The organism is Ruegeria sp. AM4, from assembly GCF_056540665.1.
This window is the reverse complement of record NZ_JBQFXD010000003.1, coordinates 279,389-305,927: the sequence shown is the minus strand read 5'-3', so window position 1 is coordinate 305,927 and position 26,539 is coordinate 279,389. Positions and strand designations below refer to the sequence as shown.

The 26,539-nt window shown below is 59.4% G+C and carries 21 protein-coding genes; 10 read left to right on the top strand and 11 right to left on the bottom strand.

From position 1 onward, the window contains the following. Nucleotides 1–9 precede the first annotated feature (9 nt). From ACR0JA_RS09305 to ACR0JA_RS09280, 6 genes are all read right to left on the bottom strand, one after another. A complete protein-coding gene (locus ACR0JA_RS09305; protein ID WP_480573150.1) occupies nt 10–1,287 on the bottom strand; it encodes a DUF3422 family protein in 1,278 nt (425 codons plus the stop codon). Between the two features lie 107 nt (nt 1,288–1,394). Then, complete coding sequence (locus ACR0JA_RS09300; RefSeq protein WP_480573147.1) at nt 1,395–1,751, bottom strand: VOC family protein; 357 nt, start codon at nt 1,749–1,751, stop codon at nt 1,395–1,397. Between the two features lie 85 nt (nt 1,752–1,836). Next, nucleotides 1,837–3,288: an NAD(P)(+) transhydrogenase (Re/Si-specific) subunit beta gene (locus ACR0JA_RS09295; protein ID WP_480573144.1), complete on the bottom strand. Its 1,452-nt coding sequence runs from the start codon at nt 3,286–3,288 to the stop codon at nt 1,837–1,839. Between the two features lie 13 nt (nt 3,289–3,301). Next, entirely contained in the window at nt 3,302–4,873 is a 1,572-nt protein-coding gene (locus ACR0JA_RS09290; RefSeq protein WP_480573141.1) for a Re/Si-specific NAD(P)(+) transhydrogenase subunit alpha, read from the bottom strand. 131 nt (nt 4,874–5,004) lie between these two features. Then, nucleotides 5,005–5,454, bottom strand: coding sequence for a methyltransferase family protein (locus tag ACR0JA_RS09285; RefSeq protein WP_480573138.1), 450 nt, complete (start codon nt 5,452–5,454; stop codon nt 5,005–5,007). Between the two features lie 133 nt (nt 5,455–5,587). Then, the gene (locus tag ACR0JA_RS09280) at nt 5,588–6,166 is read right to left on the bottom strand and encodes a TetR/AcrR family transcriptional regulator (protein WP_480573135.1); all 579 of its coding nucleotides are present in this window, start codon (nt 6,164–6,166) and stop codon (nt 5,588–5,590) included. A gap of 99 nt (nt 6,167–6,265) precedes the next feature. On the opposite strand from ACR0JA_RS09280, the gene ACR0JA_RS09275 reads away from it, so the two are divergent. Further along, nucleotides 6,266–6,730: a (2Fe-2S)-binding protein gene (locus tag ACR0JA_RS09275; protein WP_480573132.1), complete on the top strand. Its 465-nt coding sequence runs from the start codon at nt 6,266–6,268 to the stop codon at nt 6,728–6,730. A 3-nt stretch (nt 6,731–6,733) separates the two neighbouring features. Next, entirely contained in the window at nt 6,734–8,974 is a 2,241-nt protein-coding gene (locus ACR0JA_RS09270) for a xanthine dehydrogenase family protein molybdopterin-binding subunit (protein WP_480573129.1), read from the top strand. Nucleotides 8,975–9,019: 45 nt separating this feature from the next. Here ACR0JA_RS09270 and ACR0JA_RS09265 read toward each other — a convergent pair whose 3' ends face one another. Continuing rightward, nucleotides 9,020–9,799 carry a gamma-glutamyl-gamma-aminobutyrate hydrolase family protein gene (locus ACR0JA_RS09265; protein ID WP_480573126.1) on the bottom strand — a complete coding sequence of 260 codons (780 nt, stop codon included), beginning with the start codon at nt 9,797–9,799 and terminating at the stop codon, nt 9,020–9,022. A 176-nt stretch (nt 9,800–9,975) separates the two neighbouring features. On the opposite strand from ACR0JA_RS09265, the gene ACR0JA_RS09260 reads away from it, so the two are divergent. Further along, nucleotides 9,976–10,923 carry a phosphatase PAP2 family protein gene (locus tag ACR0JA_RS09260; protein ID WP_480573123.1) on the top strand — a complete coding sequence of 316 codons (948 nt, stop codon included), beginning with the start codon at nt 9,976–9,978 and terminating at the stop codon, nt 10,921–10,923. 1 nt (nt 10,924) lies between these two features. Here the strand turns inward: ACR0JA_RS09260 and ACR0JA_RS09255 are convergent, their stop codons facing one another. Continuing rightward, nucleotides 10,925–11,350 carry a GlcG/HbpS family heme-binding protein gene (locus ACR0JA_RS09255; protein WP_480573120.1) on the bottom strand — a complete coding sequence of 142 codons (426 nt, stop codon included), beginning with the start codon at nt 11,348–11,350 and terminating at the stop codon, nt 10,925–10,927. Between the two features lie 65 nt (nt 11,351–11,415). Continuing rightward, the gene (locus ACR0JA_RS09250; protein WP_480573117.1) at nt 11,416–13,551 is read right to left on the bottom strand and encodes a malate synthase G; all 2,136 of its coding nucleotides are present in this window, start codon (nt 13,549–13,551) and stop codon (nt 11,416–11,418) included. Between the two features lie 208 nt (nt 13,552–13,759). Between ACR0JA_RS09250 and pepN the strand changes: the two genes are divergently transcribed. The 7 genes from pepN to ACR0JA_RS09215 all read left to right on the top strand — a co-directional run bounded on the left by pepN (nt 13,760) and on the right by ACR0JA_RS09215 (nt 23,103). Beyond that, nucleotides 13,760–16,312 carry an aminopeptidase N gene (pepN, locus tag ACR0JA_RS09245; protein ID WP_480573114.1) on the top strand — a complete coding sequence of 851 codons (2,553 nt, stop codon included), beginning with the start codon at nt 13,760–13,762 and terminating at the stop codon, nt 16,310–16,312. Nucleotides 16,313–16,314: 2 nt separating this feature from the next. Then, a complete protein-coding gene (locus ACR0JA_RS09240) occupies nt 16,315–16,749 on the top strand; it encodes a hypothetical protein (RefSeq protein WP_480573111.1) in 435 nt (144 codons plus the stop codon). Between the two features lie 184 nt (nt 16,750–16,933). Then, entirely contained in the window at nt 16,934–18,133 is a 1,200-nt protein-coding gene (locus ACR0JA_RS09235) for a hypothetical protein (protein ID WP_480573108.1), read from the top strand. Between the two features lie 112 nt (nt 18,134–18,245). Next, a complete protein-coding gene (gene gatB, locus ACR0JA_RS09230) occupies nt 18,246–19,757 on the top strand; it encodes an Asp-tRNA(Asn)/Glu-tRNA(Gln) amidotransferase subunit GatB (protein WP_480573104.1) in 1,512 nt (503 codons plus the stop codon). A 92-nt stretch (nt 19,758–19,849) separates the two neighbouring features. After that, nucleotides 19,850–21,106: a peptidase T gene (pepT, locus tag ACR0JA_RS09225; RefSeq protein WP_480573101.1), complete on the top strand. Its 1,257-nt coding sequence runs from the start codon at nt 19,850–19,852 to the stop codon at nt 21,104–21,106. A gap of 80 nt (nt 21,107–21,186) precedes the next feature. Then, on the top strand, nt 21,187–21,648 hold the full coding sequence (locus ACR0JA_RS09220) for a DUF4177 domain-containing protein (protein WP_480573098.1): 462 nt from the start codon (nt 21,187–21,189) through the stop codon (nt 21,646–21,648). A gap of 87 nt (nt 21,649–21,735) precedes the next feature. Next, nucleotides 21,736–23,103, top strand: a complete 1,368-nt coding sequence (locus ACR0JA_RS09215) for a DUF3179 domain-containing protein (protein WP_480573095.1) — start codon at nt 21,736–21,738, stop codon at nt 23,101–23,103. Nucleotides 23,104–23,105: 2 nt separating this feature from the next. Here the strand turns inward: ACR0JA_RS09215 and ACR0JA_RS09210 are convergent, their stop codons facing one another. Continuing rightward, a complete protein-coding gene (locus tag ACR0JA_RS09210) occupies nt 23,106–24,791 on the bottom strand; it encodes a chloride channel protein (protein WP_480573091.1) in 1,686 nt (561 codons plus the stop codon). 91 nt (nt 24,792–24,882) lie between these two features. Next, nucleotides 24,883–26,532, bottom strand: a complete 1,650-nt coding sequence (recN, locus tag ACR0JA_RS09205; RefSeq protein WP_480573088.1) for a DNA repair protein RecN — start codon at nt 26,530–26,532, stop codon at nt 24,883–24,885. Nucleotides 26,533–26,539: the final 7 nt, after the last annotated feature.

Genomic DNA, 26,539 nt, shown 5'->3' with positions numbered 1-26,539 from the left:
AAATGTGCTCTATCCCAGACGCTTGCGGATTCTTCGTATTGCGAACCAAACCGCCAGCGCGACCGGAACCGTGACGAGAGTTGTCAGCATCCCCTTGCTGATCCCCGCAGCGGTCAACGGATAGAGAAGATAACTGACCAGTGACACCGCGTAATAGCTGATGGCGACCACGGAAAGCCCCTCGACCGTGTGTTGCAACCGCAGCGCCAGATCGGCGCGACGGTCCATGCTTTCCAGCAGCGCCTGGTTCTGTGCGCTGCGTTCGACGTCTACACGCGTTCTCAATAGATCTCCGGCCCGGATCGCCCGATCCGACAGTGCCAGAAGACGGCGTTCGGTGGACTTTACGGTCCGGATCGCAGGGTCATACCGACGCATCATGAAGTCGGCAAAGTTCTGGCCGCCCTGGAAACGCTCTTCCCGCAACACTTCGATCCGCTGGTTCACGATAGCTTCATAAGCGCCCGTTGCTCCGAACCGGAAAGAACACTGGGCCGACAAAGTTTCAAGTTCGATCGACGTCGACAACAAATCCTGCAAGAGCGCGTCGGGCTGAGCCGAGTTGTCGGTCATCTGTCCCATCAACCGGGTCAGTTTTCCGTCCAGTTCCCCGATCCGCGGCATCAACTGCTTGACGCGGGCAAAACCCAGCATGGACATCGCCTTGTAGGTCTCGATCTCGCACAGGCGCTGGACAATCCGCCCCGTCCGACGCCGCCCGGTTCCTTCGGCCACAAACAACGCAAAGCGCATGTGACCTGCCGGATCGATGCGAAAATCGCTGGCGCAAATGGCGGCATCGTCCAGAACTCGGGCGACGGCCAGACTTTCGGGTTCGAACCAATCCAGCAGTTTGGATTTTACCACGTCGTCACTGTCGCGTTCGACAACGCGGACCGTTGCAGACGTTACCCTTTGGCCGGGGCTGGCCATCAGCCAATCAGGTGGAAAAACTTCGAAATCCGCCGGGTCGAAGGCGCGATCGCTCACATTCTGAGCAATTGCCGTATAGGTCACGAACTCGGTGTGCTGCTCCCACTTCAACCAGTGGCGCCCGATCTGCCCGGCGTAATGCGTGGCATCCGGCTGAGGGTGTTGCGCGCCATGTCGATCAAGCAGATTGATCAAGTGGGCCAGATCCTCATTGCGATCTCGGGCGACCGCCGCCTCGGGTTTCTTGATCGCCAGAAAGACAACCGTGCAGGGCATCGAAGCGACCGGGAAGGGTCGTGCATGCAGTTCATTGGCCAGCGCATAGCGAAGGGGATGGTCGTCTATCGGTGTCATTTAGGGCTCCGCCTTGTCGCGCGTACTATACGGAAACGACCATAGACATCAATTCTCTTTTTATTTCATATACTTACAAGGATACGACGGTATACAGACCCGCTATCTCATTGATTTGGCTGCCAGAGCTCGATCGGATTGCCCTCTGGGTCGTGAATGCGGGCAAATTTGCCGACCTCACTGTCCCAGTCAGGGTTGGTTTCAACCTCTATCCCCGCCGCCTCAAGCTGCGCAGTCAGCGCAGCCAGATCATCAACGCGGAAGTTGATCATCCACTGCTGTTCGGTACGGCCAAAATACGTGGTGTCCTGCGCAAAGGGGGCAAAGACGGTATAGCCTTCGCGCTGTTTCCAGGGGACGGGGTCATAGTGATTGACGCCCAGATGCGTCTCGTACCACGCGCTCAGCGCCTTGGGGTCGCGGGCGCGGAAGAATACGCCACCGATACCGTTTACTTTCTCCATGAGACACCTCCTTTAGGAACAGAATATACCAAAACGCAAAAAAGGCGCCCGTTTGGGCGCCTTTTCCAGTGGTTTTCGGTCCCGATCAGTCGATCATGGGCAGAAGTTTGTCGAGGCTCGCCTTGGCGTCGCCATAGAACATGCGTGTGTTTTCCTTGAAGAACAGCGGGTTTTCGATGCCTGAATATCCTGTGCCCTGGCCGCGTTTCGACACGAAGACCTGTTTGGCCTTCCAGCATTCCAGAACCGGCATGCCGGCGATGGGGCTGTTTGGATCTTCCTGCGCCGCAGGGTTCACGATGTCGTTCGAGCCGATGACAATGGCCACATCGGTGTCCGGAAAGTCGTCGTTGATCTCGTCCATTTCCAGAACGATGTCATACGGCACTTTCGCCTCGGCCAGCAGAACGTTCATGTGGCCCGGCAGACGACCCGCAACCGGGTGGATCGCAAAGCGCACATTCTTGCCTTTGGCACGCAGCTTGCGGACCAGTTCAGAAACCGATTGCTGCGCCTGCGCCACAGCCATGCCATAGCCGGGGATGATGACAATGCTGTCCGCATCATTCAGAGCCGCAGCAACTCCGTCAGCTTCGATCGCGACCTGTTCGCCCTCGACCTCCATCTGCGGGCCCGAGGTGCCACCGAATCCACCCAGGATCACGCTGACAAAGTGACGGTTCATCGCCTTACACATGATATAGGACAGGATCGCACCGGACGAGCCAACAAGCGCACCAACCACGATCAGCAGGTCGTTGCCCAGCGAAAAGCCGATCGCCGCGGCCGCCCAGCCGGAATAGCTGTTCAGCATCGACACAACCACCGGCATATCGGCCCCGCCGATGCCCATGATCAGGTGATAGCCGATGAACAGCGCCGCCAGCGTCATCAGGAACAGCGGGAACAGACCCCCTGACGAGGTGTACCAGATCAGGCAGATCAGTGAGAGACCCGCAGCAGCGGCGTTCAGCGCATGACCGCCGGGCAGTTTTGTCGCGGTACTTGTCACCTTGCCCGCAAGCTTGCCGTAGGCCACGACAGAGCCGGTAAAGGTGATCGCACCGATGAAGATGCCCAGGAACAGTTCGACGTGCAGGATTGCCAGCTCAGCCGAGGTTTTCTTGGCGATCAGCTTGGCAAAGGCGCCCAGATCGGACAGGTCCGCCTCTTTCGCGCTATCCGCGATGGCCATGACTTCGGCGACATTGCCGATCTCAAAATGCGCGTTGAAGCCGACGAACACAGCCGCCAGACCCACCAGCGAGTGCATTGCCGCCACCAGCTGTGGCATCTCGGTCATCTGCACGCGCTGCGCAACATATTGGCCGATCAGACCACCGCCGATGATCAGCAGCAACGACAGCAGCCATAGGCCGGAACCCGGGCCAACCAGCGTGGCAAAGACCGCCAGCGCCATACCGACGATGCCATACCAGACCGCGCGTTTGGCGCTTTCCTGGTTCGACAGACCACCGAGCGAAAGGATGAAAAGGACAGCCGCAACAACGTAAGCGGCAGAAGTGAAGCCAATCATATGCCCGACCTCCTTAAGATTTCTGGAACATGGCGAGCATGCGCCGGGTTACGAGGAAGCCGCCGAAGATGTTGATCCCGGCCATGAAGACGGACAACGCAGCCAGCAGAATGACCAGGAACGATCCCGATCCGATCTGCATCAAGGCCCCGACGATGATGATCGACGAAATCGCATTGGTGATCGCCATCAGCGGAGTGTGCAGCGAATGTGAGACATTCCAGATCACCTGGAAGCCTACGAAGATCGCCAGCACGAAAACGATGAAGTGCTGCATGAAGCTTGCCGGTGCAACCAGCCCGACCAGCAACATCAGCGCACCGCCAACACCCAGCAGAGTGAACTGCTGCTTGGTCTGCGCCTTAAAGGCAGCAATCTCCTGCGCCTTTTTCTCTTCCGGGGTCAGTTCCTTGACCTCGGGTTTCTTCTGCGCCGCAATCGCCTGCACCTTGGGCGGTGGCGGCGGGAAGGTGATGTCTCCTTCAAATGTCACGGTCGCCCCACGGATGACGTCATCTTCCATGTCGTGATTGATTTGACCGTCCTTTTCAGGGGTCAGGTCAGTCATCATGTGGCGGATGTTGGTTGCATAGAGCGACGAGGACTGAGCGGCCATTCGGCTGGGGAAGTCGGTGTACCCGATGATCGTCACCCCATTGTCGGTCACAATCTTCTCATCCGCGACTGTCAGCTTACAGTTGCCGCCCTTTTCCGCCGCAAGGTCCACAATGACCGAGCCCGGCTTCATGCTTTCGACCATATCCTTGGTCCAAAGCTCGGGCGCCTCACGGTTCGGGATCAGGGCCGTAGTGATGACAATGTCCATCTCTGGCGCCAATTCGCGGAATTTGGCCAACTGCGCGTTGCGGAACTCTTCCGACTGGACCGAGGCGTAACCACCGGTCGCGGCTCCGTCCTGTTGTTCTTCTTCGAAGTCCAGATAGACGAACTCGGCCCCCATCGATTCGACCTGTTCGGCCACTTCGGGGCGTACGTCGAACGCATAGGTGATCGCACCCAGCGACGTTGAGGTGCCGATGGCGGCCAGGCCAGCCACGCCCGCGCCCACAATCAGCACTTTGGCAGGCGGCACTTTACCGGCCGCGGTCACCTGACCGGTGAAGAACCGGCCAAAGTTGTTGCCCGCCTCGATCACCGCGCGATAGCCCGCGATATTGGCCATCGAGGACAGCGCATCCATCTTCTGAGCACGTGAAATACGCGGCACCATCTCCATGGCGATCACGTTTGCGCCCTTGGACTTGGCCGCTTCCATTCCCTCTTCGTTCCCTGCGGGATTGAAGAAGGAAATCAATGTTTTACCCTTGGTCAGACGCTTCAGCTCGGTTTCGTTCGGCTGGCGAACCTTGGCAACGATGTCAGCCGCCTTCCACAAGGACGCGGCGGTCTTGACGACTTCGACTCCGGCCTCTTCATAAGTGGCGTCCGAGAACCCGGCGGCAGCCCCGGCTCCCTTTTCTATCAGGCACTCATAGCCAAGCTTCTGCAACTGACGGGCCGAGTCCGGCGTCATCGCGACCCGGTTCTCACCGTCAAAAATTTCCTTTGGCGTTCCTATCTTCAACGGTGCGGTCCCCCTAATTTTCGGTCTGTTCGCATGGGTGGCAGGTATTCTTCTTCAAGCCCTGATGTATCTCGCGAAAGATTATTTCGCAAGCGCAGCAATTTTTCCGCTGTGTCAAATTCCTCACAGCCTCAGATCCAGCGTCGTGTTTGGCGTTCGTAGCGTGCAAAATCCGCGCGGAAGGTGCGGCGCAATCGGTCTTCTTCGGGCAGTATGAAACGGCGCTCCAGCAACCAGACGAATATCGGGACCAGCACCAATGAAAGGACCGCATCGAACCTGAGGATCAACCCGGTCAGGATCAGCACATCGCCCAGATAGATCGGGTTGCGGCTGCGTTTGAATATCCCTGTTTGAACCATAGACGTTGGCACCTGATGCGGCATCACCGTTGTCTTGAACCGCCGAAACTCGGCAATTGCGAGGACAACCAGAATGAACCCTGCCCCGATCAGCAATCCACTGAGCAGATCGGTGAACCATCCGTCCAGCGACAGGTCCAGAGATGCATACCGCGATTGTAGCCAGGCCAGAAATGCAGCGCCCAGCAACCAGACCGGAGGGATATCAATACTGCGCATACCTTTCTTTCCACCTTCCAAAAACACACGCAAACATGTCGTTTTCGGGGGCAGGCTTACCGTTTTCCACCAGTCAAGGCAAAACACAGATAGTCGCAGGTCGGCGACACCGCGTTCCGGGGCCGGCGATGTATCAGACGCCTTTGATCCCGGCCCCGATCAGCGTGGCAAGCTGGGTTATCCGCTGGGTGTATTCCTGCGCATCTGTTGCGGTCAGCTTGATGCCCTTGAGTGCAGCGGTAATCGTCTTGGCGGTTTCCTCGGCTCCATCCGGCAGACGTGCACGGTTCGCAGCCTGTTCCTGTTTCAACCAGTCGGCGTATAGCTGCGTCAGCTGCATTTCGCCCTGCTCGACAATGTCGGTGGCCATGGATTTGGTGGCGTCCAGCATCTCGACCCCGTGGGGTGACGACAAAATCTGGGCCATACCTTCGCTTTGTGCCTGAATCGCCTGACCCAGTACATCAGGAACGGTTCCTGATGCCTGCAACGCCTCGGCCACGGCATGCGCCTTCTTTTCGTAATACGATCGCGTCAGGCTGCGAACGATGTCCTGCTTGTTCTTGTAGTGCAGGTAAACGGCAGGGCGCGACATTCCCGCGCCCTTGGCAATGTCATCCATCGAGGTTTTGCGGAACCCATAGCTCGCAAAGGCAAAAAAAGCCGAGTTCAGGATCGCAGCCTGCTTTGGATCGTCCACGTCTTCAATCATGATGCGACCTTTGACAGTTTTTGTTTATTTTGTCAATTGACACAGTGACACTTTGCGATAAATATGTCAGAAAGCAGCCACAGCCAAGAGAGGTGCGCCATGGCGACCACCCTTAAGATCAATGGAAAAGCGCATCAGGTCGACCTGTCTGATGACGTTCCCCTTCTCTGGGTCCTGCGGGACGAGGTCGGTTTGACCGGCACCAAGTTCGGCTGCGGCGTCGCCGCCTGTGGCGCCTGCACGGTTCACATTGATGGTGAGGCCGTGCGCTCTTGCCAGGTCGCACTGTCCGATGTGTGGGGGGACGTCACCACGATCGAGGGCTTGGGCACCCCGGAAGCGATGGCTACGATCCAGCAGGCCTGGGTCGATCATCAGGTCGCCCAATGCGGTTACTGCCAGTCTGGCCAGATCATGCAGGCAGCGGCATTGCTGTCCGAAAACCCAGCGCCCTCGGACTCCGATATCGACGAGGCGATGCAGGGCAATCTGTGCCGTTGCGGCACCTACCCCCGAATTCGCGCCGCCATTCATGACGCCGCCGCCAAGCTGAAAGAGGTCTGAGCCATGGCTAGCATCGGAAAAATCCTGCGCCGCACCTTCCTGATCGGGTCCGCAGCTGTTGTTGGCGGAGTTGCTTTTGGCGCGTACTATGTCTCGCGCCCAGCGGCCAATCCGCTGAAACCCGGAAAGGGTGAAACCGCCCTTAGCCCCTTTGTTCTGATCGACCAGCAAGGCGTGACGCTGTTTGCCCCGCGCGCCGAAATGGGTCAGGGCGTTATGACCACCTGGACCGCGCTGATTGCCGAGGAACTGGATGTCGAACTGGACCAGATCCGCGTTCTGCATGGCCCGGCTGCAGCGGCTTACTATAACTCCGCCCTGGTTGGAGAAGGCTTGCCGAACAAAGGTTATGACGTCTCGGACTTTCAGCACAATCTGGGTGAAGCGTTGGGCGTGCTCGGCAGAACGTTGAGCTTGCAGGTCACTGGCGGTTCGACCTCGATGAAAGACGGGTTCGAGAGGATGCGGATGGCCGGAGCCACCGCGCGCGAAACGCTCAAGCAGGCTGCGGCTGACCGTCTGGGCGTCGACCGTGATGATCTGAAAACCGAAAACGGAACGGTTATCGCGCCAGATGGCACACACATTCCCTATACAGAACTGGCCGAAGCCGCCGGCCAGATCGAACCGCCCGAACCGGCCCTGCGCGATCCGTCGGAATGGCGGCTGCTCGGGCAACCTCAGAAACGCGTTGACATTCCCGGCAAATCCACCGGTACCGCCGAATTCGGCATTGACGTCCGGCCCGAGGGTTTGAAATTCGCCTCGGTTCGGATGAACCCCAAGCTGGGCGGTCAGATGAACGGTTTCGATGCAAGTGCAGCCGAATCCATGCCCGGCGTCGAAAAGATCGTTGATCTGGGCACCGGTGTCGCGGTCATCGCGAACAACACCTGGCTGGCCATCCAGGCGGTCGAGGCGATTGACATCGATTGGGGCGACGCGCCCTATCCACCCGAAACCGACGGTCTGATGGCCGAGATCGCGCAGGCCTTCGACGCAGCCCCGAACTCGACCATGCGGGATGACGGGGATGTCGATGTAACCCCTGAAGGTGCAACCGAAATCACCGCGGAATACACCGTGCCCTATCTGGCCCACGCCACGATGGAGCCGATGAATGCGACGGCGCTTTACACCGGCAAGAAACTGGACCTGTGGTGCGGCAACCAGGCACCGACGCTAATCCAGTTCCGCGTCGCCAATGTCGCCAATCTGGACACTGACGCGGTCGAGATACACACTACCTATCTGGGCGGCGGGTTCGGTCGCCGGGGGGAGCTGGACTTTGGCGAAATCGCCACCAAGGTCGCAATGACCATGCCCGGCACCCCGGTCCAAACGACGTGGAGCCGCGAGGAGGATATGCGCCACGACTTCTACCGACCAGCCGCGATCGCGCGGATGCGCGGTGCGGTCAAGGACGGCAAGGCGGTTCTGATCGACGGCAAGGTTGCCTCGCAATCGCCGACGCAACAGGCGGTCACACGGTATACCGGATTTGCCGGAGGGGGCCCCGACAAGGTTTTGGTTGAGGGGTTCTTTAACCAACCCTACGCGGTCCCGAACTACCGGATGAGTGGCCATATCGCCGATCTGGCTGTGCCAGTTGGCTTCTGGCGCTCGGTTGGCAACAGCCACAACGGGTTCTTCCACGAAACCTTCATGGACGAGATGGCCCATGCAGCAGGTCGCGACCCGCTGGAGTTCCGGCTGGATCTGGCCAAGACCGAACACGAGCCTTCGGCCGGGTGCCTTCAGGCGGTCAAAGAGATGTCGGGCTGGACCGGCAAGACACCGGATGGCGTCGGGCGCGGTGTGGCGCTGACCTACAGTTTCGGCACCCCGGTCGCGCAGGTGATCGAGGTGGTGGACGAGGACGGCACGATCCGCATCAGCAAAGCCTGGATCGCCTGCGACATGGGCCTAGCGCTGGACCCTGCAACGGTCGAAGCGCAGATGATCGGCGGCATGATCTATGGCCTGTCTGCAGCGGTTCAGGGAGAAATCACCTTTGCCGATGGTGAGGTCGAACAGGGCAATTTCTACGACTACGACGCTCTGCGCATGCACAACACCCCCGTGACCCAAGTACGGATTCTTGAAACCAACAAGCATCTGGGTGGAGCAGGAGAACCCGGAACGCCCCCGTCCATGCCCGCGCTTGGCAACGCGCTGTTCGACCTGACGGGTCAGCGCGCGCGCACCTTGCCACTGAATACTCAGTTCGATCTGTTGGTTTGACCTATGGCATCGGCCCGGAGCTTGTCCGGGCCGATGCCGAATGCACTAAGCCGTGCGTTGTAAGCGCGCTGACTTTCGACCAGCGGCCCAAGCATGGACCGCTGCGCCGAATTTCTCGAACAAGGGGCGCGAGACCGGATCGTTTGCCGCGTCCCACTCGGGATGCCATTGCACCGACAAGGTGAAACCCGGGGCATCCTTGACATAGATCGCCTCGGGCGTGCCATCGGGCGCGTGGCCGTCGATGACAACGTCATGTCCCAGGGTCTTGATCCCCTGCCCGTGCAGAGTGTTGGTCATCACCTCGGTGGCCCCGAACAGGTCGTGGAACACACCGCCTTCGGTCAGGGTTACCACATGGCGCAGGGCAAATTTTTCCTCCAATGTACCGTCGGGCGGCATCCGATGGTTCATTCGCCCGGGCAGATCGCGGATCTCCGGGTAAAGCGTCCCGCCCATCGCGACGTTCACCTCTTGAAACCCGCGGCAGATACCAAAGAACGGCTGCCCCCGCTCGACGCAAGACCGGACCAGGGGCAATGTGATCGCATCGCGGGCACGGTCGAAATCCCCATGCGCGGCGGTCGCGCATTCGCCATACTCTTCCGGGTGCACATTCGGTCGCCCGCCGGTCAGCAGAAACCCGTCGCACACCTCCAGCAATTCCTCGACCGAGACAAAGCGCGGGTCGGCAGGAATCAGCAGCGGCACGCAATCCGAAACGTTCGAAACTGCGTCAGAATTCATCGTCCCGCCCGCATGGGTCGGGTACTGATCATTCATCAGGTATGAGTTGCCGATTATTCCGACGACCGGTCGCACCATTCAATCCTCACCAGAATTTAGAACTGTTCGAATATTCATGCCAAAAATGCCCGAACATTCAAAGTGCGTGGGCGCAGCTTGGGCTGTGAATTTCTCAACACCTGCATTTTCGGGCCATAGATATGCCGCAGTTCTGGGCCAAACAGCCATTATCCGAGGGGATTGGACAGATTGTCGTGACAATAACAGTCAAAAACCAAAGCAGAATTCAGCGGCTGGTGCTGTCTGATAGCCTCAGCCGGGCCGAGATCATTCTGGCCTGTCTGCTGGCAGCGATCACCGGACTTTGTGTTGTTTTGTCGATCCTGAAATCTCAACCCATCGCCTGGGCCGGTTTCGGGATGAGCCTGATGCCGACCGTTGGACTGTTCGCGGCAGGGCTGTACATACGCCAGGTCAAGAACCAGCCCAGAATTGCGCAGCTCGCCATCGCAAACAGCCTATTTCTGGGATTCATGGGCGTGACCACCCTGTTGATCTACCTTCGGTTTCCGATTGCAGAGTTGGCCTTTGACCAAGTGCTTTTGCGCGCCGATGCCGCGATGGGCTATGTCTGGCCTGACCTTGTCCAGACCGTCGCTGCCTATCCGGAATTCGGATACGTTCTGCGGTTCGTCTACCTCAGCTCGCTGCCGCAGCTTTTTGTCATGGTCGGGTATCTTGCCTTGTCGGGTCGAAGCGACAGGCTGGATCAAGCGCTGCTGGCGGGAACGCTCAGCCTGCTTTTGACCACGATCATCTGGTGGATTGTTCCCAGCGTTGGGCCTTCGGTCTTTCATAGCCTGCCGGACGGGCTTGAGGACCGGATCGGATTGGTAACCAACGCCTACTATGCCGAGACGCTGCGTACCCTGTCCGCGCATGGGCTTGAGGTTATACGCCCGTCGGACATCGTTGGAACGATCGCATTTCCGTCATACCATACGGTGATGTCGCTGCTGGTCGTCTGGTTCCTACGCAGAACGGCGTTGTTTGTACCTGCCGTGCTGCTGAACATTTTGATGATCCCGGCGATACTGTCCCATGGCGGTCACCACCTGATGGACATGGTCGGAGGGATTGTGGTCTTCGCAATCGCGACGTGGATCGCGACCCGCCCGTGGATGCACGGCGCGAAGACCTAGGTCAGGCTTCGCCGACCAGCCCTGCTGCTTCGATACCCGCCAGTGCGGCTGCGGCGTCATTGTCTGACGTATCGCCGGTTACGCCCACAGCGCCAATCACCGCCCCTTTTCGGTCGCGCAGCAGCACACCGCCGGGAACCGGAACCAGCTGACCACCATAGACACCGTTCATGCAGGCCATGAAATACGACTGTGCCTCGGCCCGCTGCATCTGAGCGGTACCTGCCATGCCCAACATGACCGAACCATAGGCTTTACCCTGGGCAATCGCGAACCGACCCGGGGCCGCGCCGTCCTCGCGCTCGAAAGCGATGACGTGGCCGCCGGCATCCAGAACCACGACGGATAACGGTTTCAATTCGTTCTCCCGCCCGTTTTCCAGCGTTTTGCGGATGATCGTGCGGGCTTTGCGTAGTGAAACCGACATATGGCGTCCTTTCGACAGAATTTCTCTGGATCAAACTGTAGCCCAGAGCCCGTATCTTCAAGGTCTCATTTGGTTTGGGCCTTCAATTCCAAACGCCGGGCATGCAGGACAGGCTCGGTATATCCCGAGGGCTGAACCCGGCCCCGGAAGACCAAATCACAGGCAGCCTGAAAGGCGATGCCGTCAAAATTGGGGGCCATTGGAGTATAGGCCGGATCATCCGCATTCTGCCGATCGACGACAGCGGCCATCTTTTGCATCGCGGCCATAACCTGTTCCCGACTGACCACGTCGTGATGCAGCCAGTTCGCCAGCGCCTGCGAGGAAATCCGGCAGGTGGCGCGGTCTTCCATCAATCCAACATCATGAATGTCGGGCACCTTTGAACAGCCGACACCCTGATCGACCCAGCGCACGACGTAGCCCAGAATACCTTGCGCGTTGTTCTCAATCTCGCGGGTGATCTCTTCGTCATTCAGGTTGCGCCCTTCGAGCAATGGTATGCTCAGCAGGTCATCGAGCGTCCCGCGCGCGCCGCCAGCTGCAAGTTCGTCCTGACGTGCCAGCACATCTACCTTGTGGTAATGCGTAGCGTGCAATGTTGCAGCTGTGGGCGACGGTACCCAGGCGCAGGTCGCGCCTGATTTCGGGTGGCCGATTTTAGCCTCCAGCATTTCGCCCATCCGGTCTGGCATCGCCCACATGCCCTTGCCGATCTGCGCCTTGCCTTTCAGGCCACAGGCCAGACCGATATCGACATTGCGATCTTCGTAGGATGCGATCCACGGAGTGTTCTTGATGTCGCCCTTGGGCAGCATCGGGCCCGCTTCCATCGAGGTGTGAATCTCATCTCCGGTTCGATCGAGGAAACCGGTATTGATAAAGGCGACGCGCGATTTGGCGGCGCGGATGCACTCTCGGAGATTGGCAGAAGTGCGACGCTCTTCATCCATGATGCCCAATTTGACGGTGTTGCGGGGCAAGCCTAAAATATCTTCGACCATGTCGAAGATTTCGACCGAATAGGCGACCTCTTCCGGTCCGTGCATCTTGGGTTTGACCACATAGACCGAACCGGCGACCGAGTTGCCGCCCGCACGCTGAAGGTCATGCATAGCAATCAGCGTGGTGCAAAGCGCATCCATCAACCCTTCGCCGATCTCGCGACCCTCGGCATCCAGCACTGCGGGGTTGGTCATCAGGTGCCCAACGTTGCGCACCAGCATCAGCGAGCGGCCTTTCAGCGTGGCAGCGTCGCCATTCGGTTCGGAATAGTCCAGATCGCGCGCCAGATTGCGGGTGAAGGTTTTACCGCCCTTGGTCACCTCTTCGGCCAGGTCGCCTTTCATCAGCCCAAGCCAGTTGCCATAGGCCACGACTTTGTCAGCGGCGTCCACGCAGGCAACGGAATCTTCGCAATCCATGATCGTCGATAGTGCCGATTCCAACCGCACATCCGAGATATGCGCTGGATCCGTCGCTCCAATGACGCTGTGAGGGTCGAGCATGATCTGAATGTGCAGGCCATTGTTGCGCAACAACACAAACTCGGGCTTGTCAGGCGCGCCACCAAATCCAGCGAACTGACCGGGATCCGCAAGGGTTGGCATCAGCGCGCTGTCCTGCACACTCAGACCGGATACATCTGCCCAGGAACCAAAGGCCAAAGGCACGGCCTGATCCAGAAACGACTTGGCCCATGCAATGACGCGCGCGCCGCGTTCGGTGTCATAGCCTTTTCCGTTGGGCAGATCACCCAAAGCATCGGTTCCATAAAGCGCATCATACAGGCTGCCCCAACGTGCGTTGGCGGCGTTCAGCGCGAAACGGGCGTTGGTGATCGGCACAACCAGCTGCGGCCCGGGCGTCACCGCAATTTCAGGGTCGACACTGTCCGTTTCAATCAGAAAGTCCGGGCCATCCTCGACTAAATAACCGATATCGCGCAGGAAATCCTGGTAGGCGTCGGCGTCATGCGGCTGCCCCTTACGGTCCGCGTGCCAGCCATCGATGCGGCTTTGGAGATCAGCCCGCTTTGCCAGAAGATCGCGGTTTCGCGGGCCCAACTCGTTGACCAGACGCGCAAGACCGGCCCAGAAGCTCTCGGATGAGACGCCTGTACCCGGCAACGCGCGGGTTTCAATGAAATCCACCAAATCCCGGTCAATTTGCAGCCCGCTCCGGGTCATTCTGTCAGTCATGCGCCCTACTCTCTCGCAATTGTGTGCCATTGTATGCGCTTCTCACTTAGGCCGTTTGTTTCCGATAGGCAACTTTTGACTTTGCGTGCGCGCCGTTCGGCTCTGCAAGAAGCTGTTTCAAAATCGCCAAGGCAATGGTCGGGCCGGTTGCAGCCCCCTGGCGAAGCCCCTAACGTCGCGCCAGACCCGAATTGATGCGAGGCCCCCGATGCGCGACGCCGCCCCTACCACGATCTACCTGAAAGACTACACGCCCTTCGGCTATCTGGTAGAAAGTGTGCACCTGACATTTGACCTTGCGGCCCATGCCACCCGGGTCACATCTCGGATTGCCTTCCGCCCGAACCCCGCGGCGACCGACCGCACCTTCTTTCTTCACGGAGAAGACCTGACCCTGATCCGCGCTTCGGTTGACGGCGCAGAAATCTCGCCAGAGGTAACCGACAAGGGGCTAACAGCCGATGTGCCCGAGACGCCGTTTCTGTGGGAGGCTGAGGTCGAGATCGATCCCGGCAACAACACCGCGCTTGAAGGACTGTACATGTCCAACGGCATGTATTGCACCCAATGCGAGGCCGAGGGGTTCCGCAAGATCACCTATTACCCGGACCGCCCGGACGTGATGTCGACCTTCACCGTGCGCATCAATGGCGACCTTCCGGTTTTGCTGTCCAACGGCAACCCGACCGCAAAGGGCGAAGGCTGGGCGGAATGGACCGACCCGTGGCCCAAACCGGCCTATCTTTTTGCACTGGTGGCGGGCGACCTGATCGCGCATCCGGGCCAGTTCACCACCATGTCGGGCCGCGAAGTCGAGCTGAACCTTTGGGTTCGCCCCGGCGACGAAGGCAAGTGCGCCTTTGGCATGGAGGCTTTGAAAAAGTCGATGAAATGGGACGAAGACGTCTATGGCCGTGAATACGATCTGGATGTGTTCAACATCGTCGCGGTGGATGACTTCAACATGGGCGCGATGGAAAACAAGGGGTTGAACATCTTCAACTCCTCAGCCGTTCTGGCCAGCCCGGAAACCGCGACTGACATGAACTTCGAACGGATCGAGGCGATCATCGCGCACGAGTATTTCCACAATTGGACGGGCAATCGCATTACCTGCCGCGACTGGTTCCAGCTGTGTTTGAAAGAAGGGCTGACCGTCTTCCGCGACGCGCAGTTCACATCCGACTTGCGTTCAGCCCCGGTGAAGCGAATCCACGACGCCATCGACTTGCGGGCGCGGCAATTCCCCGAGGATAACGGTCCGCTGTCGCACCCTGTTCGCCCGGAAAGTTTTCAGGAAATCAATAATTTCTACACATCGACTGTCTATGAAAAGGGCGCCGAGGTTATCAGCATGCTGAAACGGTTGGTCGGTGATGACGCCTATGCCAAGGCGCTGGACCTCTATTTCGACCGTCACGATGGGCAGGCTTGCACGATCGAGGATTGGCTCAAGGTGTTTGAAGACGCGACAGGCCGCGACTTGGCCCAGTTCAAGCGCTGGTACAGCCAGTCGGGCACGCCGCGTGTTTCGGTCGCCGAGGATTGGGCAGATGGCACCTATACGCTGACGCTAAGCCAGCAGACGCACCCGACACCCGGGCAACCCGACAAGCAACCACAGGTCATTCCTGTGGCTGTGGGCCTGTTGAGTCCAAACGGTGATGAGGTCCACGAGACTCAGGTCTTGGAGCTGACCGAAGCCGAACAAAGCTTTCAGTTCACAGGTTTGGCCGCCAAACCTGTGCCGTCGATTCTGCGAGATTTCTCGGCGCCGGTGATCCTTGAGCATGCCCACTCGAATGCCGAACGCGCCTTTCTGCTGGCCCATGACACCGACCCGTTCAACCGCTGGCAGGCCGGTCGGTCGCTGGCCGAGGACAGCCTGTTGAAGATGATTACGCAAGACGCAGCACCCGATGCCGAATATCTCGACGGGCTGCTGGCGGTGATGCGGGATGGTGATCTGGACCCGGCCTATCGCGCACTAATGCTCGGCCTGCCGACGCAATCGGAACTGGCAGCCGCCCTGCACGAACAGGCTACGACACCTGATCCGATGGCAATCTGGACCGCAGTGGAAACGTTGCGGCAGGCCACGGCACAGCATTTGCAGGATCTGCTGCCGCGCCTGCAAAGCGAAGCTCTGGTTGATGCCCCCTACCAGCCGAATGCGGACCAATCGGGCAAGAGGGCCTTGGGAGGTGCGGTACTGGCGTTGACGACCCGACTGGACGGTGGCGCACAAGCCGCAGACGCTCACGGCACGGCAGGCAACATGACCCTGCAATTGGCGGCCTTGTCCTGTTTGCTGCGTGCAGGCAAAGGCAAGGCACAACTATCCGCATTCTATGATCAGTGGCGTCATGACCGGCTTGTTATGGACAAGTGGTTCGCGCTTCAGGCGTCGCTGGCGGCCCCGCAGGACACACCTGCAACCGTGCGAGACCTGACGCAGCACCCGGATTTCAATTGGAAAAACCCCAATCGGTTCCGCGCGCTTATGGGGTCGCTGGCGGCAAACCACGCAGGGTTCCATCAGGCAGATGGCACGGGATACGCGCTGTTGGCCGATTGGCTGATCCGGCTGGACCCCGTCAATCCGCAAACAACGGCCCGGATGTGTTCTGCCTTTCAAACTTGGAAACGATACGACACTGACCGGCAAGACCTGCTGCGCGCGCAGTTGACCCGTATCGCTGAAACCCCCGACCTGTCGCGCGACACGACCGAGATGGTTTCGCGCATTTTGGACGCGTAAACGTGGGGCCGGAACCCTTTTCCTTTACGCGCCACAACCGATCACAGCGCACGGTTGCAGTTCTGATCTGCGTCTATGCCGCTCTGATCGGGCTGGTGGTCGTGTTTGACGCGGTCTGGTGGCTGGTCGGCTTGCTGGGTCTAGCCACTCTGCCCGCGCTATGGGACGTGGTACGGGACACGAATGCGGGTGTACGGATGGACGGCCAAACGCTCAGCTGGCACAGCGGGCAACGTCAGGGCGATATCACATTGGCGCAGATAAAGAAATTCCGCTTCGACACGCGCTGGGATCTTTCGGTCCGCGTGTCCGCCATCCTGCAAACGGACAAACGCGTGCGCCTGCCGGATGAATCACTTCCGCCGCACCGAGAGTTCGAACAGCTCCTGATTGCCGCCGGGTTCACGGTCGAACGCCACCATTTCCGCGTTTTTTGAAACGATCGGCAGCATTGCACAGGATTGATCCAAAATCAGGCGTTTCGACGGTGCTACCTTGATTTAAGAGCGTTTTTTGGCCAAACTCGCGGGGTTAGAAGTGTGTTCAAGTTCGAGTTTTGCCATGTTGCGGTCTATGAGGGCTGTGTTTGCCCGATTATTTGCTCCTACCCGTCAAGAAAAATTGCATCCGTTCGCGGAGTGCCCGGTCGAGGGTGTTGAGCATTTCGCGACAGGAAAGCTGAACATTCCCGTTGCAAAACCAAGTGCCGAGGCGTTGATCGATCACAAGATCATCGAACGCGGGCGGTATCTGGCGCGCCAGGGCATGTGGTCCCACCTTTCCTCTGAGATGCAGACAGCGGACAAGGCCGGTGAAACGACGCCGTGCGGTCAGCCGGTTGCAGATCTTCTGGCGTTCGGCGCACGTTCGGATGTTGTGCTGGCGGTTGAGCACGCCCTGTCTGACGGCAAAGCGATCGCAGATTATGACTTACTCTGCGGTATCTCCGAGCTTGAAAGCGAGATGAATGAGCATCCCGGCGATCCGATGATCGCGCTTGTTGTCGCCTTGGCCCATATCGACCTGGCTTGGGCATGGCGCGGGAAAACGCCCGAAGCCCAATTGCCCCGCCTGCACCGCTCGCGCTGCGCGGCGCATTTTGACCGGGCATCGGCGATATTGGCCGAATGCCGCACTCAGGCGAAAGATAGCCCAGCCATCGCTGCCGGCGACTGCGCGCTGTTGGCCGGCCACCGTACCGCAAACGTCCGTGCGGCGGACAAGTTCGAAACATTGATTTCGCTGGACCCGCACAACCACCGCCACATGCGTGTGATGGGCGCTCATCTGCTGCCGCGATTCTTTGGCAGCTACGAAAAGCTTGAAAATCAGGCGCTACGTATGGCGGCAAAGACCCAGGCGATCTGGGGCGCGGGTGGCTATACCTGGGTTCAGTTCGATGCGATTGCGCAGGATGACGAAGCCTGCGCACGCGTCGATGTCGAGTATTTCCTGGAAGGTATGCGCGATATCGTAGCGCGTCGGCCGGATCAGGAAACCATCAACCTGTTGGCCGCGTACTGCGCTATCACTTTGAAGAACCGCATGGGTCGCAACGATCGGGCCGACCAAGCACGCAAGCAGATTTGCGACGCGGCCGACTGGCTGATCCGCGACCATCTGACAGAGCTGCACCCGCTGATCTGGGCGCATGCCGCAAACGGGTTCAACAACAGTCTTCGTATCAGCTCGGCCGAGCGGTTTGCCGCATTGGGACACCGCGATGCCTTGCGCGCGATAGGCAACCTGTTCCGGGATGAATTGCGCAGCGGTCTGAACGTGACCTTCACGCCCAGCGGGCTGCGCCTTTCCAGCAACTGAACAGCTTTGGTGCCGGCAGCGGAATTCAAGGAATCCGCCCCATTCCCCCTTGCCCCCTTGTCGTGGCAGGCATAATACGCTGGTCTAGATTGCTGCGGATAAGAGGCGCGCCATGCTCGACCTGACCTACGATATGCCCAAAGTCAAAACCATTGCCGGTGCCAAGCACGATTGGGAATTGGTGATTGGGATGGAGGTGCATGCTCAGGTCTCTTCCAACGCCAAGCTGTTTTCGGGCGCGTCAACCCAATTCGGGGCCGAACCAAACTCGAACGTGGCCTTTGTGGACGCTGCGATGCCCGGCATGCTGCCGGTGATCAACGAATATTGCGTGGAACAGGCGGTGCGCACCGGGCTGGGCCTGAAGGCGGATATCAACCTGAAATCGGCCTTTGACCGCAAGAATTATTTCTATCCTGACCTGCCGCAGGGCTATCAGATTTCCCAGCTGTACCACCCCATCGTTGGCGAAGGCGAAGTGCTGGTCGAGATGGGCGACGGCACCGCGCGGATGGTGCGCATCGAACGTATTCACATGGAGCAGGACGCGGGCAAATCGATCCACGATATGGACCCGCATATGTCCTTCGTCGATCTGAACCGGACAGGTGTTTGCCTGATGGAGATCGTCAGCCGCCCCGATATTCGTGGCCCGGAAGAGGCTGCGGCCTATATCGCCAAGTTGCGCCAGATCATGCGCTATCTGGGCACCTGCGACGGCAACATGCAAAACGGCAACCTGCGCGCGGATGTGAACGTCTCGATCTGTTTGCCGGGTGCCTATGAGAAGTATCAGGAAACGCAGGATTTCTCGCATCTGGGCACGCGTTGCGAGATCAAGAACATGAACTCGATGCGGTTCATCCAGCAAGCGATCGAGGTCGAAGCCCGCCGTCAGATTGCCATTGTTGAAGCTGGCGGAACCATCGATCAGGAAACCCGCCTGTACGATCCCGACAAGGGCGAGACCCGCTCGATGCGCTCCAAGGAAGAAGCGCATGACTATCGTTATTTCCCCGATCCCGACCTGCTGCCGCTTGAGATTGAACAGGCCTGGGTGAATGACATCGCCGCCAACTTGCCGGAACTGCCTGACGACAAGAAGGCACGGTTCATCGATGCATTCGGCCTGACCGACTATGACGCATCCGTGCTGACCGCCGAGGTCGAAAGCGCCGCGTATTTCGAAGACGTCGCAAAGGGGCGTAATGGCAAACTGGCTGCAAACTGGGTCATCAACGAGTTGTTTGGCCGGTTAAAGAAAGAAGATCATGAGATCACTGATTCTCCGGTCTCACCTACGCAACTGGGCGGCATCATCGACCTGATCGCCTCGGACGCGATCTCGGGCAAGATCGCCAAGGACCTGTTCGAGATCGTCTATACCGAAGGTGGCGACCCGGCGCAGATCGTCGAAGAGCGTGGCATGAAGCAGGTGACCGATACCGGCGCCATCGAGTCCGCGCTGGACGAAATTATCGCCGCGAACCCGGCGCAGGTCGAGAAGGCCAAGGTGAACCCGAAACTGGCAGGCTGGTTCGTTGGTCAGGTCATGAAGGCCACTGGCGGCAAGGCCAATCCGAAAGCCGTTAACGAGTTGGTGAGCAAAAAGCTGGGATCGTAAACCCAGCTTCCGATGGATTGAACGGAGTCAGGCCCCGGCTTGACTCCGTTTTCTTTTGTGCTCTTTCTTCGGCACCAGAGAGGTGAGGTATCATGCAGAACAGATTTGATCAGGAACTCGAAGACCGGCTGATGCGCTATGCGGCCATTGACAGCCAAAGCGACGAGACATCGGCGACTACGCCAAGCACCGAAATCCAGTTCGACATGCTGAACCTGCTGCGCGATGAGTTGACCGAGATCGGAGCGCAGGACGTGGAGCTGACCGGTGACAGCGTTGTCGTGGCAACCATTCCCGGGACCGCACCGGGGCCGACCGTGGGTTTTCTGGCCCATGTTGACACGGCACCTCAGTTCAACGCCACCGGCGTTAAACCCCGCGTGATCAAGGGATACAATGGCGGGGACATCACCTTTCCCGATGATCCCGATCTTGTTCTTTCTCCTGACGATCACCCCTATCTGGCCGAGAAGATCGGACATGACCTGATCACAGCCTCGGGAACGACGCTTTTGGGGGGCGATGACAAAGCAGGCGTGTCGATCCTGATGACGATGGCGCGGCACCTGATTGCAAACAAGGACGTGGCTCACGGTCCGATCCGCATCGCCTTTACGCCTGACGAGGAAATCGGGCGCGGCGTCACCGAACAGCTGCCCAAGGATCTGAAGGCCGATTTCGCCTATACGTTGGACGGGCAAGAGGTTGGCGAGATCGAATACGAAAGCTTCTCGGCCGACCGGGCGGTGATCAAGATCACCGGCGTTTCGATCCATCCCGGGTTGGCCAAAGGACAATTGGTGAATGCCGCCCATCTGGCGGCCAAGATCGTGCAAGCGCTACCACAGGCCACCATGACACCAGAGGTGACCGATGGGCGCGAGGGGTTCATCCACATCACCGACATGAATGGTGGTTCGTCTGAGATGGAGATCAAGCTGATCCTGCGCGATTTCGAGATGGACGGGCTGGAGGCCCAACGCAACATTGTCCGTCAGATTTGCGCTGCCGTGCAGGCCACCGAACCGCGTGCGACCATTACTTGCGATATCAGCCACCAATATCGCAACATGCGCTATTGGCTGGAAAAGGACATGACCCCCGTCGATTTGGCCCGCGCAGCCTGCGAGGACCTTGGGGTCGAGGTCATTTCGGTGCCGATCCGAGGCGGCACCGACGGCTCGCGCCTAACAGAGTTTGGCACGCCGACGCCCAACATCTTTACCGGCATGCAATGCATTCATGGCCCGAAAGAGTGGATTTCCGTGCAGGATATGGCGCTCGCGACCGAGGTTTGCCTGTCTCTTGTCGGCAAGGCAGCGCGGGCTGCGGGCAACAGTGCGGGCTGAATTTCGCCAATTGCCGAAGATCGCTTTTCCCTCGGCAGCAAAATGTTAGTTTGCCGGGACATGACAATCAGGACCGATTGATGCAGCGCTACGAATACAAAGTTGTCCCCGCCCCGCAGAAAGGCACCAAGGCCAAAGGCGTCAAGACGCCCGAGGGCAGGTTTGCCAACTCGGTCGAACAGCTTCTGAACCAGATGGGACAGGAGGGTTGGGAATACCAGCGCGCCGAGTTGCTGCCCAGCGAAGAGCGTACCGGTTTGACCGGATCAGCGGTGAACTGGCGCAATGTTCTGGTGTTTCGGCGCGCATTGACTGATGCAACCGCACAGGATCAGGACACGCCCCAAGATGCAGAGCCCGAGGGCATCCCATTGGCACGTCCCGTTCCCGGACCGGAAGAACGCCTGCCGGACCCAACACCAGAGCCCCAGGTCGCGGCCCCTGCGCCAATCGCCGCCGAGGTGAAGGACCCGCCCCTGACGCTGAAAGACACGGAAAGCGTTCCAGACTCTGATCAGAACGCGTCAGAACCAAAATCCTGATACCTCCGACCGCCGGTCACGGTACTGTGGTGTGAATGTGAACGCAAAAGCTGGCACATTCGGCATGAACATATGTCGGAGGGTGCCATGTCAATTTCACGTCGTGGTTTCACAGGAGGGCTCGGATTAGCGCTTGGGCTTCCCGGATCGCTATGGGCGCAACAGGACCCGGTTCTGGACGCAGTCAGATCCACGCTGTTCGGATCGTCCGCCGAATTCGAACAGGGCATGGCCTACCTGAAACAGCGAGGCAACCCGGATGTGGTCGCCGCCCTGCTGACGGGAATGCGATTTGCCAGACGTCGGGACGACCAGATCGCCGAAGTGGCCGAAGCACTGACAGGGCAGTCACACGGTACTGACTGGTTCGAATGGATGCTGTGGCAGGAACGCAACCCGCAGATCGCTCCGCATCCCTCGCTGATCCCCTTCAAACGCGAAGTTCTTCTGGGCGTAGACCCGAATTTCGACGTCTTCCTGCGACCTGAATACCTGCAACCCAACCGGATGAAGATCCGCTTGGAGGAGATTGCATGGGGCGGTGTATCCAAAGATGGCATTCCCTCGCTGGACAATCCGACGCTGATTTCAGCGGCAAGTGCGGACTACCTGAATGAGGGTGATCTGGTCTTTGGCGTCTCGATCAACGGCGATGCACGCGCCTATCCACTGCGCATTATGGGCTGGCACGAGATGTTCAACGAAACGATCGGCGGGGTTCCCGTCGCCCTTGCCTATTGCACGCTCTGCGGGTCCGGCATCCTTTTTGAAACGAAAGTGGCGGGTAGAAGCAAACCGTTGGTCTTCGGCTCATCAGGGTTTCTTTATCGTTCGAACAAGTTGATGTTCGACCGCCAGACCCATTCCCTTTGGAACCAGTATACAGGCAGGCCCGTTGTCGGCCCTCTGGTCGACAGCGGGATCAAGCTAAGGCAGCGCCCCGTGGTGATCACCACCTGGGACAGCTGGAAGACCTCGCACCCGGATAGCAAAGTTCTGTCACTCAGAACCGGGCATCGGCGGAACTATGGGTCGGGCGTGGTTTATCGCGACTATTTCGCGTCGAGCGAGTTGATGTTCCCGGCACTGGTCGATCAGTCGCGGCATCGGCAGAAGGACTATGTCTTTACGATCCGCCAATTCGGCGCCGCCAGAGCCTGGCCATTGGACGCGTTCAGCCGGACGCGGGTTATCAACGATGCGATTGGCAACCGACCGCTGGTATTGATCGGCAATGCGGACAAACGCGCAGTGCGCGCCTATGAACGCGGATCGCACCGGTTTACCACATCTGATGGCGGACTTGTCGATGAGGCAGGCCAAAGATGGCGATTGACCGAAGAGGCCCTGATCGCGCCCAATGGCACCCAAATGCCGCGGGTGGCCGGACATATCTCGTATTGGTTTGCCTGGGATAACTATCTGGGCGATGCGGCCAGTGTCTATGGCGGCTGAGACTAGGAATGTTCCTCGGCCGCCGTGGCTGCCAGCGCCCGGTTATACGCCTTGAGCGCATCTACGTGATACAGCGCCCCCACCGCGTTCTCGCACCCATCATCGTCAATGATCACAACCGGGATGCAGGGGATGTCGTCGCGGTCGAAATAGGGCATCGCTGCCTCAAGCGTGGCGCTCGCCTTGACGCAGAGCCCCTGCTCGATCAGAGCCTGCGCCTCGTCCTTGGTGATTGAACGCGCGTCGCCGATCGGGCGCATCACAGCCCCCGCGCGCAGCATTGCAAGCAGATAGGCTTGCGGCCCGGCAGCCAGATGTACATTGCGGCGCTCGAGCTGGGTCAGGAAGAACGATCGGTCCACAAGGCGCGAGGCCAAAGCGGTGCTCATCGATACCGATACCATCACGGCGAGGCCGATCTGCCAATCTCCGGTCAGTTCGAACACGATCAGCGTCGTCGATATCGGCGCGCCCAGAACGGCAGCCGCAACTGCGCCCATGCCCGCAAAGGCATAAAGAGTATGCGTGCCCGAGACGTCTGGCAGCAGCCCGGTGGCGATCAGCCCGAACGCAAGGCCGGTGAGCGCGCCGATCATCAGCGAGGGCGAAAATACTCCGCCTCCCATGCGCCCACCCATGGTAATGGCCAGAGCCACGGTTTTGATCACCGCAAAGGCAATCGCAGTTGTCAGCACCAGATCGCCGGTCAACGCGCGGATTGTGGTCTCATATCCGACACCGATGATATGCGGGAACCAGATCGCCAAAAGACCCAGCATGGCGCCGGACACCGCAGGGCGCAGCCAGCGCGGCAAAGACAAGCGGTTCTGGACATGTGTGCCGATGTCCTCGGCAAAGAAAATCGACCGCATCAGCAAAAGCGATACCAGCCCACAGATCAGCCCGAGGATCAGAAACGCGGGCAATTCGACATAGAATTGCAACGATCCGGGGGTCTTTAGCGCGAACTCGGTGACATCGCCATATTCCAAACGGTTGATCACGGTCCCCGCGACCGAGGCGATGACAATCGGCGCAAATGCATGCACGGCAAAGTGGCGCAGGACGACCTCGAGCGCGAACAACGCCCCGGCGATGGGGGCATTGAAGCTGGCCGAAACAGCGGCCGCTACGGCGCACCCGAGCAGGTCGCGCCCGGTGATCCCATCCGCGTGGATGCGATTGCTGACCCAGGTCGATATCACACCCGCCATATGCACGACCGGCCCCTCGCGCCCGGAAGACCCACCGGAACTGAGGGTAATGAGCGAGGCGAAGAATGACGCGATCCCCGCTTTGGTTTCGACGCGCCCGTCGGTGACGGCGGCCCCTTCGATCACATCCGCAACGGACCTGACCCGTCCATCATCGGTAAAGTTGTGCAAGATGATACCGACCAGCAGACCGCCGATGATCGGAATGATCAGGATAATGAACCAAGGCAGCATTTCCGCGTGCGAGTGCAGAAGCAAAATATCGTCAGTATCGTAGATATAGGCCTGCAACGAGCGGATCGCCTTGCGAAAACCAAGCGCCATAAAGCCGGCCGCGATCCCGATGGCCAGCGCAATGAACCAGAACTGAATCTGACTGGGCCCGCGCCGCCGCAGAACCCGCCACGCATCCCAAAGCGCGGCGACGGCTTGATTGAACTGGTTGCGCAGAACGGTGCGGGTTGACTGGGTCATTGGCCCTCGGTCGAATAGCTGGTGACCCTTAGTAAGCCACGGAGAGCCCTTAGAAAAGACGCATCACACTCAGTTGTCGCCCGACACTGTGTCAGGCGAGCAACAAGGCGCGCGCCGCCGCTCGGGCCTCATCCGTGATCGTGTCTCCGGCGACCATACGCGCGATTTCATCGACGCGGTCCGGGTCGGCCAGAGGTATAACAGTCGACAGCGTTTGCCCATCGGTCACATGTTTTTGCACACGCCAGTGATGTGCGGCACGAGCGGCGACCTGTGGCGAATGCGTCACCACCAGAACCTGCCCTCCCTTGGCAAGCGCTGCCAATCGTCGGCCGACCGCATCCGCCGTCGCGCCGCCAACACCCCGGTCGATCTCATCGAAAATCATCGTGCGTGCGGTATCTTCGCCGGTCAGACAGACCTTGAGCGCCAGCAGGAAGCGGCTGAGTTCCCCGCCCGAGGCAATCTTGTTCAGCGGTCCAGATGGCGCTCCGAGATTGGTGGCAACTGTGAAGGCCACCGCATCCGCACCTTCGGGTCCCGGATCTGTCGGCGAGATTTCGGTCTGAAACACCGCGCGTTCCATTTTCAGAGGTGCAAGCTCTGCCATCACGGCTGCGTCCAACTGACCAGCCGCCGCGCGCCGAACCCCGCCAAGCTTTTCGGCAGCGGTGTTATAAGCCGTTTGCGCCGCCTCGACCTCCGCGCGCCGCTCGGCCAGATCCGCGTCCCCAGCCTCAAGCCGGTTCAGACGGTCGCGCAACGTATCGGCAAACCCGCCCAGATCGTCGGGCGCCACGTCATGCTTGCGTGCCAGTGCCCGTATTGCAAACAGACGTTCTTCGGCGGCTTCCAGTTCCGTTGGGTTGAAATCAAGCGCTTGAAGGCACGCGTTTACACCATCCTGTGCCTCGCCCAATTCGATCATCGCACGGCCCAGAGCCGCGATTGGCTCCTCCAACTGCCCGCCTGCGCTGTCCGAAACCCCTTCGAGCCAGCGCACGGCATCGCCCATCGCGCCCTCGGCGCCGTCATTGCCCAAAAGATCGAACGCGCGTGCGACGTCATCGCGAATGCGCTCGGCCCCCTGCATCATCCGGCGGCGGGCATCAAGCTCGGCATCCTCACCCGGCTGCGGGTCCAACTGATCGAGTTCCGAGACCGCATGGCGCAGGAACTCCTCTTCCGCGCGCATGGCTGTAAGGGTGGCTTCGGTTTGCTCAAGTGCCTTACGGTCGCGCGACATATCGGACCACGCTGCACGGACAGCAGCCAGTTGATCGCCCGCCCCCGCGTAATCGTCCAGCATTGCGCGGTGGCCGCGCGGGTTTAGCAAACCCCGGTCATCATGCTGACCATGCAGTTCAATCAATGTCTCGGAGAGCGCACGCAGCACTTCGCCCGAGCAGCGACGGTCATTGACCCAGGCGGTCTTCCGCCCCTCAGCGGTGTTCACGCGGCGCAGAATCAGCTCCTCTCCGCGCGGCAGTCCTGCCTCGGCCAGCACTTCATGCGCCGGATGACCGTCGGGCAGTTCGAATTCTGCAACAACCTCACCCTGCGCAGCGCCTTGCCGGACCAGTTCTGCGCGCCCGCGCCAGCCCAAAACAAAGCCCAGCGAATCCAGCAGGATCGATTTGCCCGCGCCGGTTTCACCGGTCAGCGCGTTTAGACCTGGCTGAAACGTCAGTTCCAGCCGGTCGATAATCAGCATGTCGCGGATATCAAGGGCGCGCAGCATCGGGTCT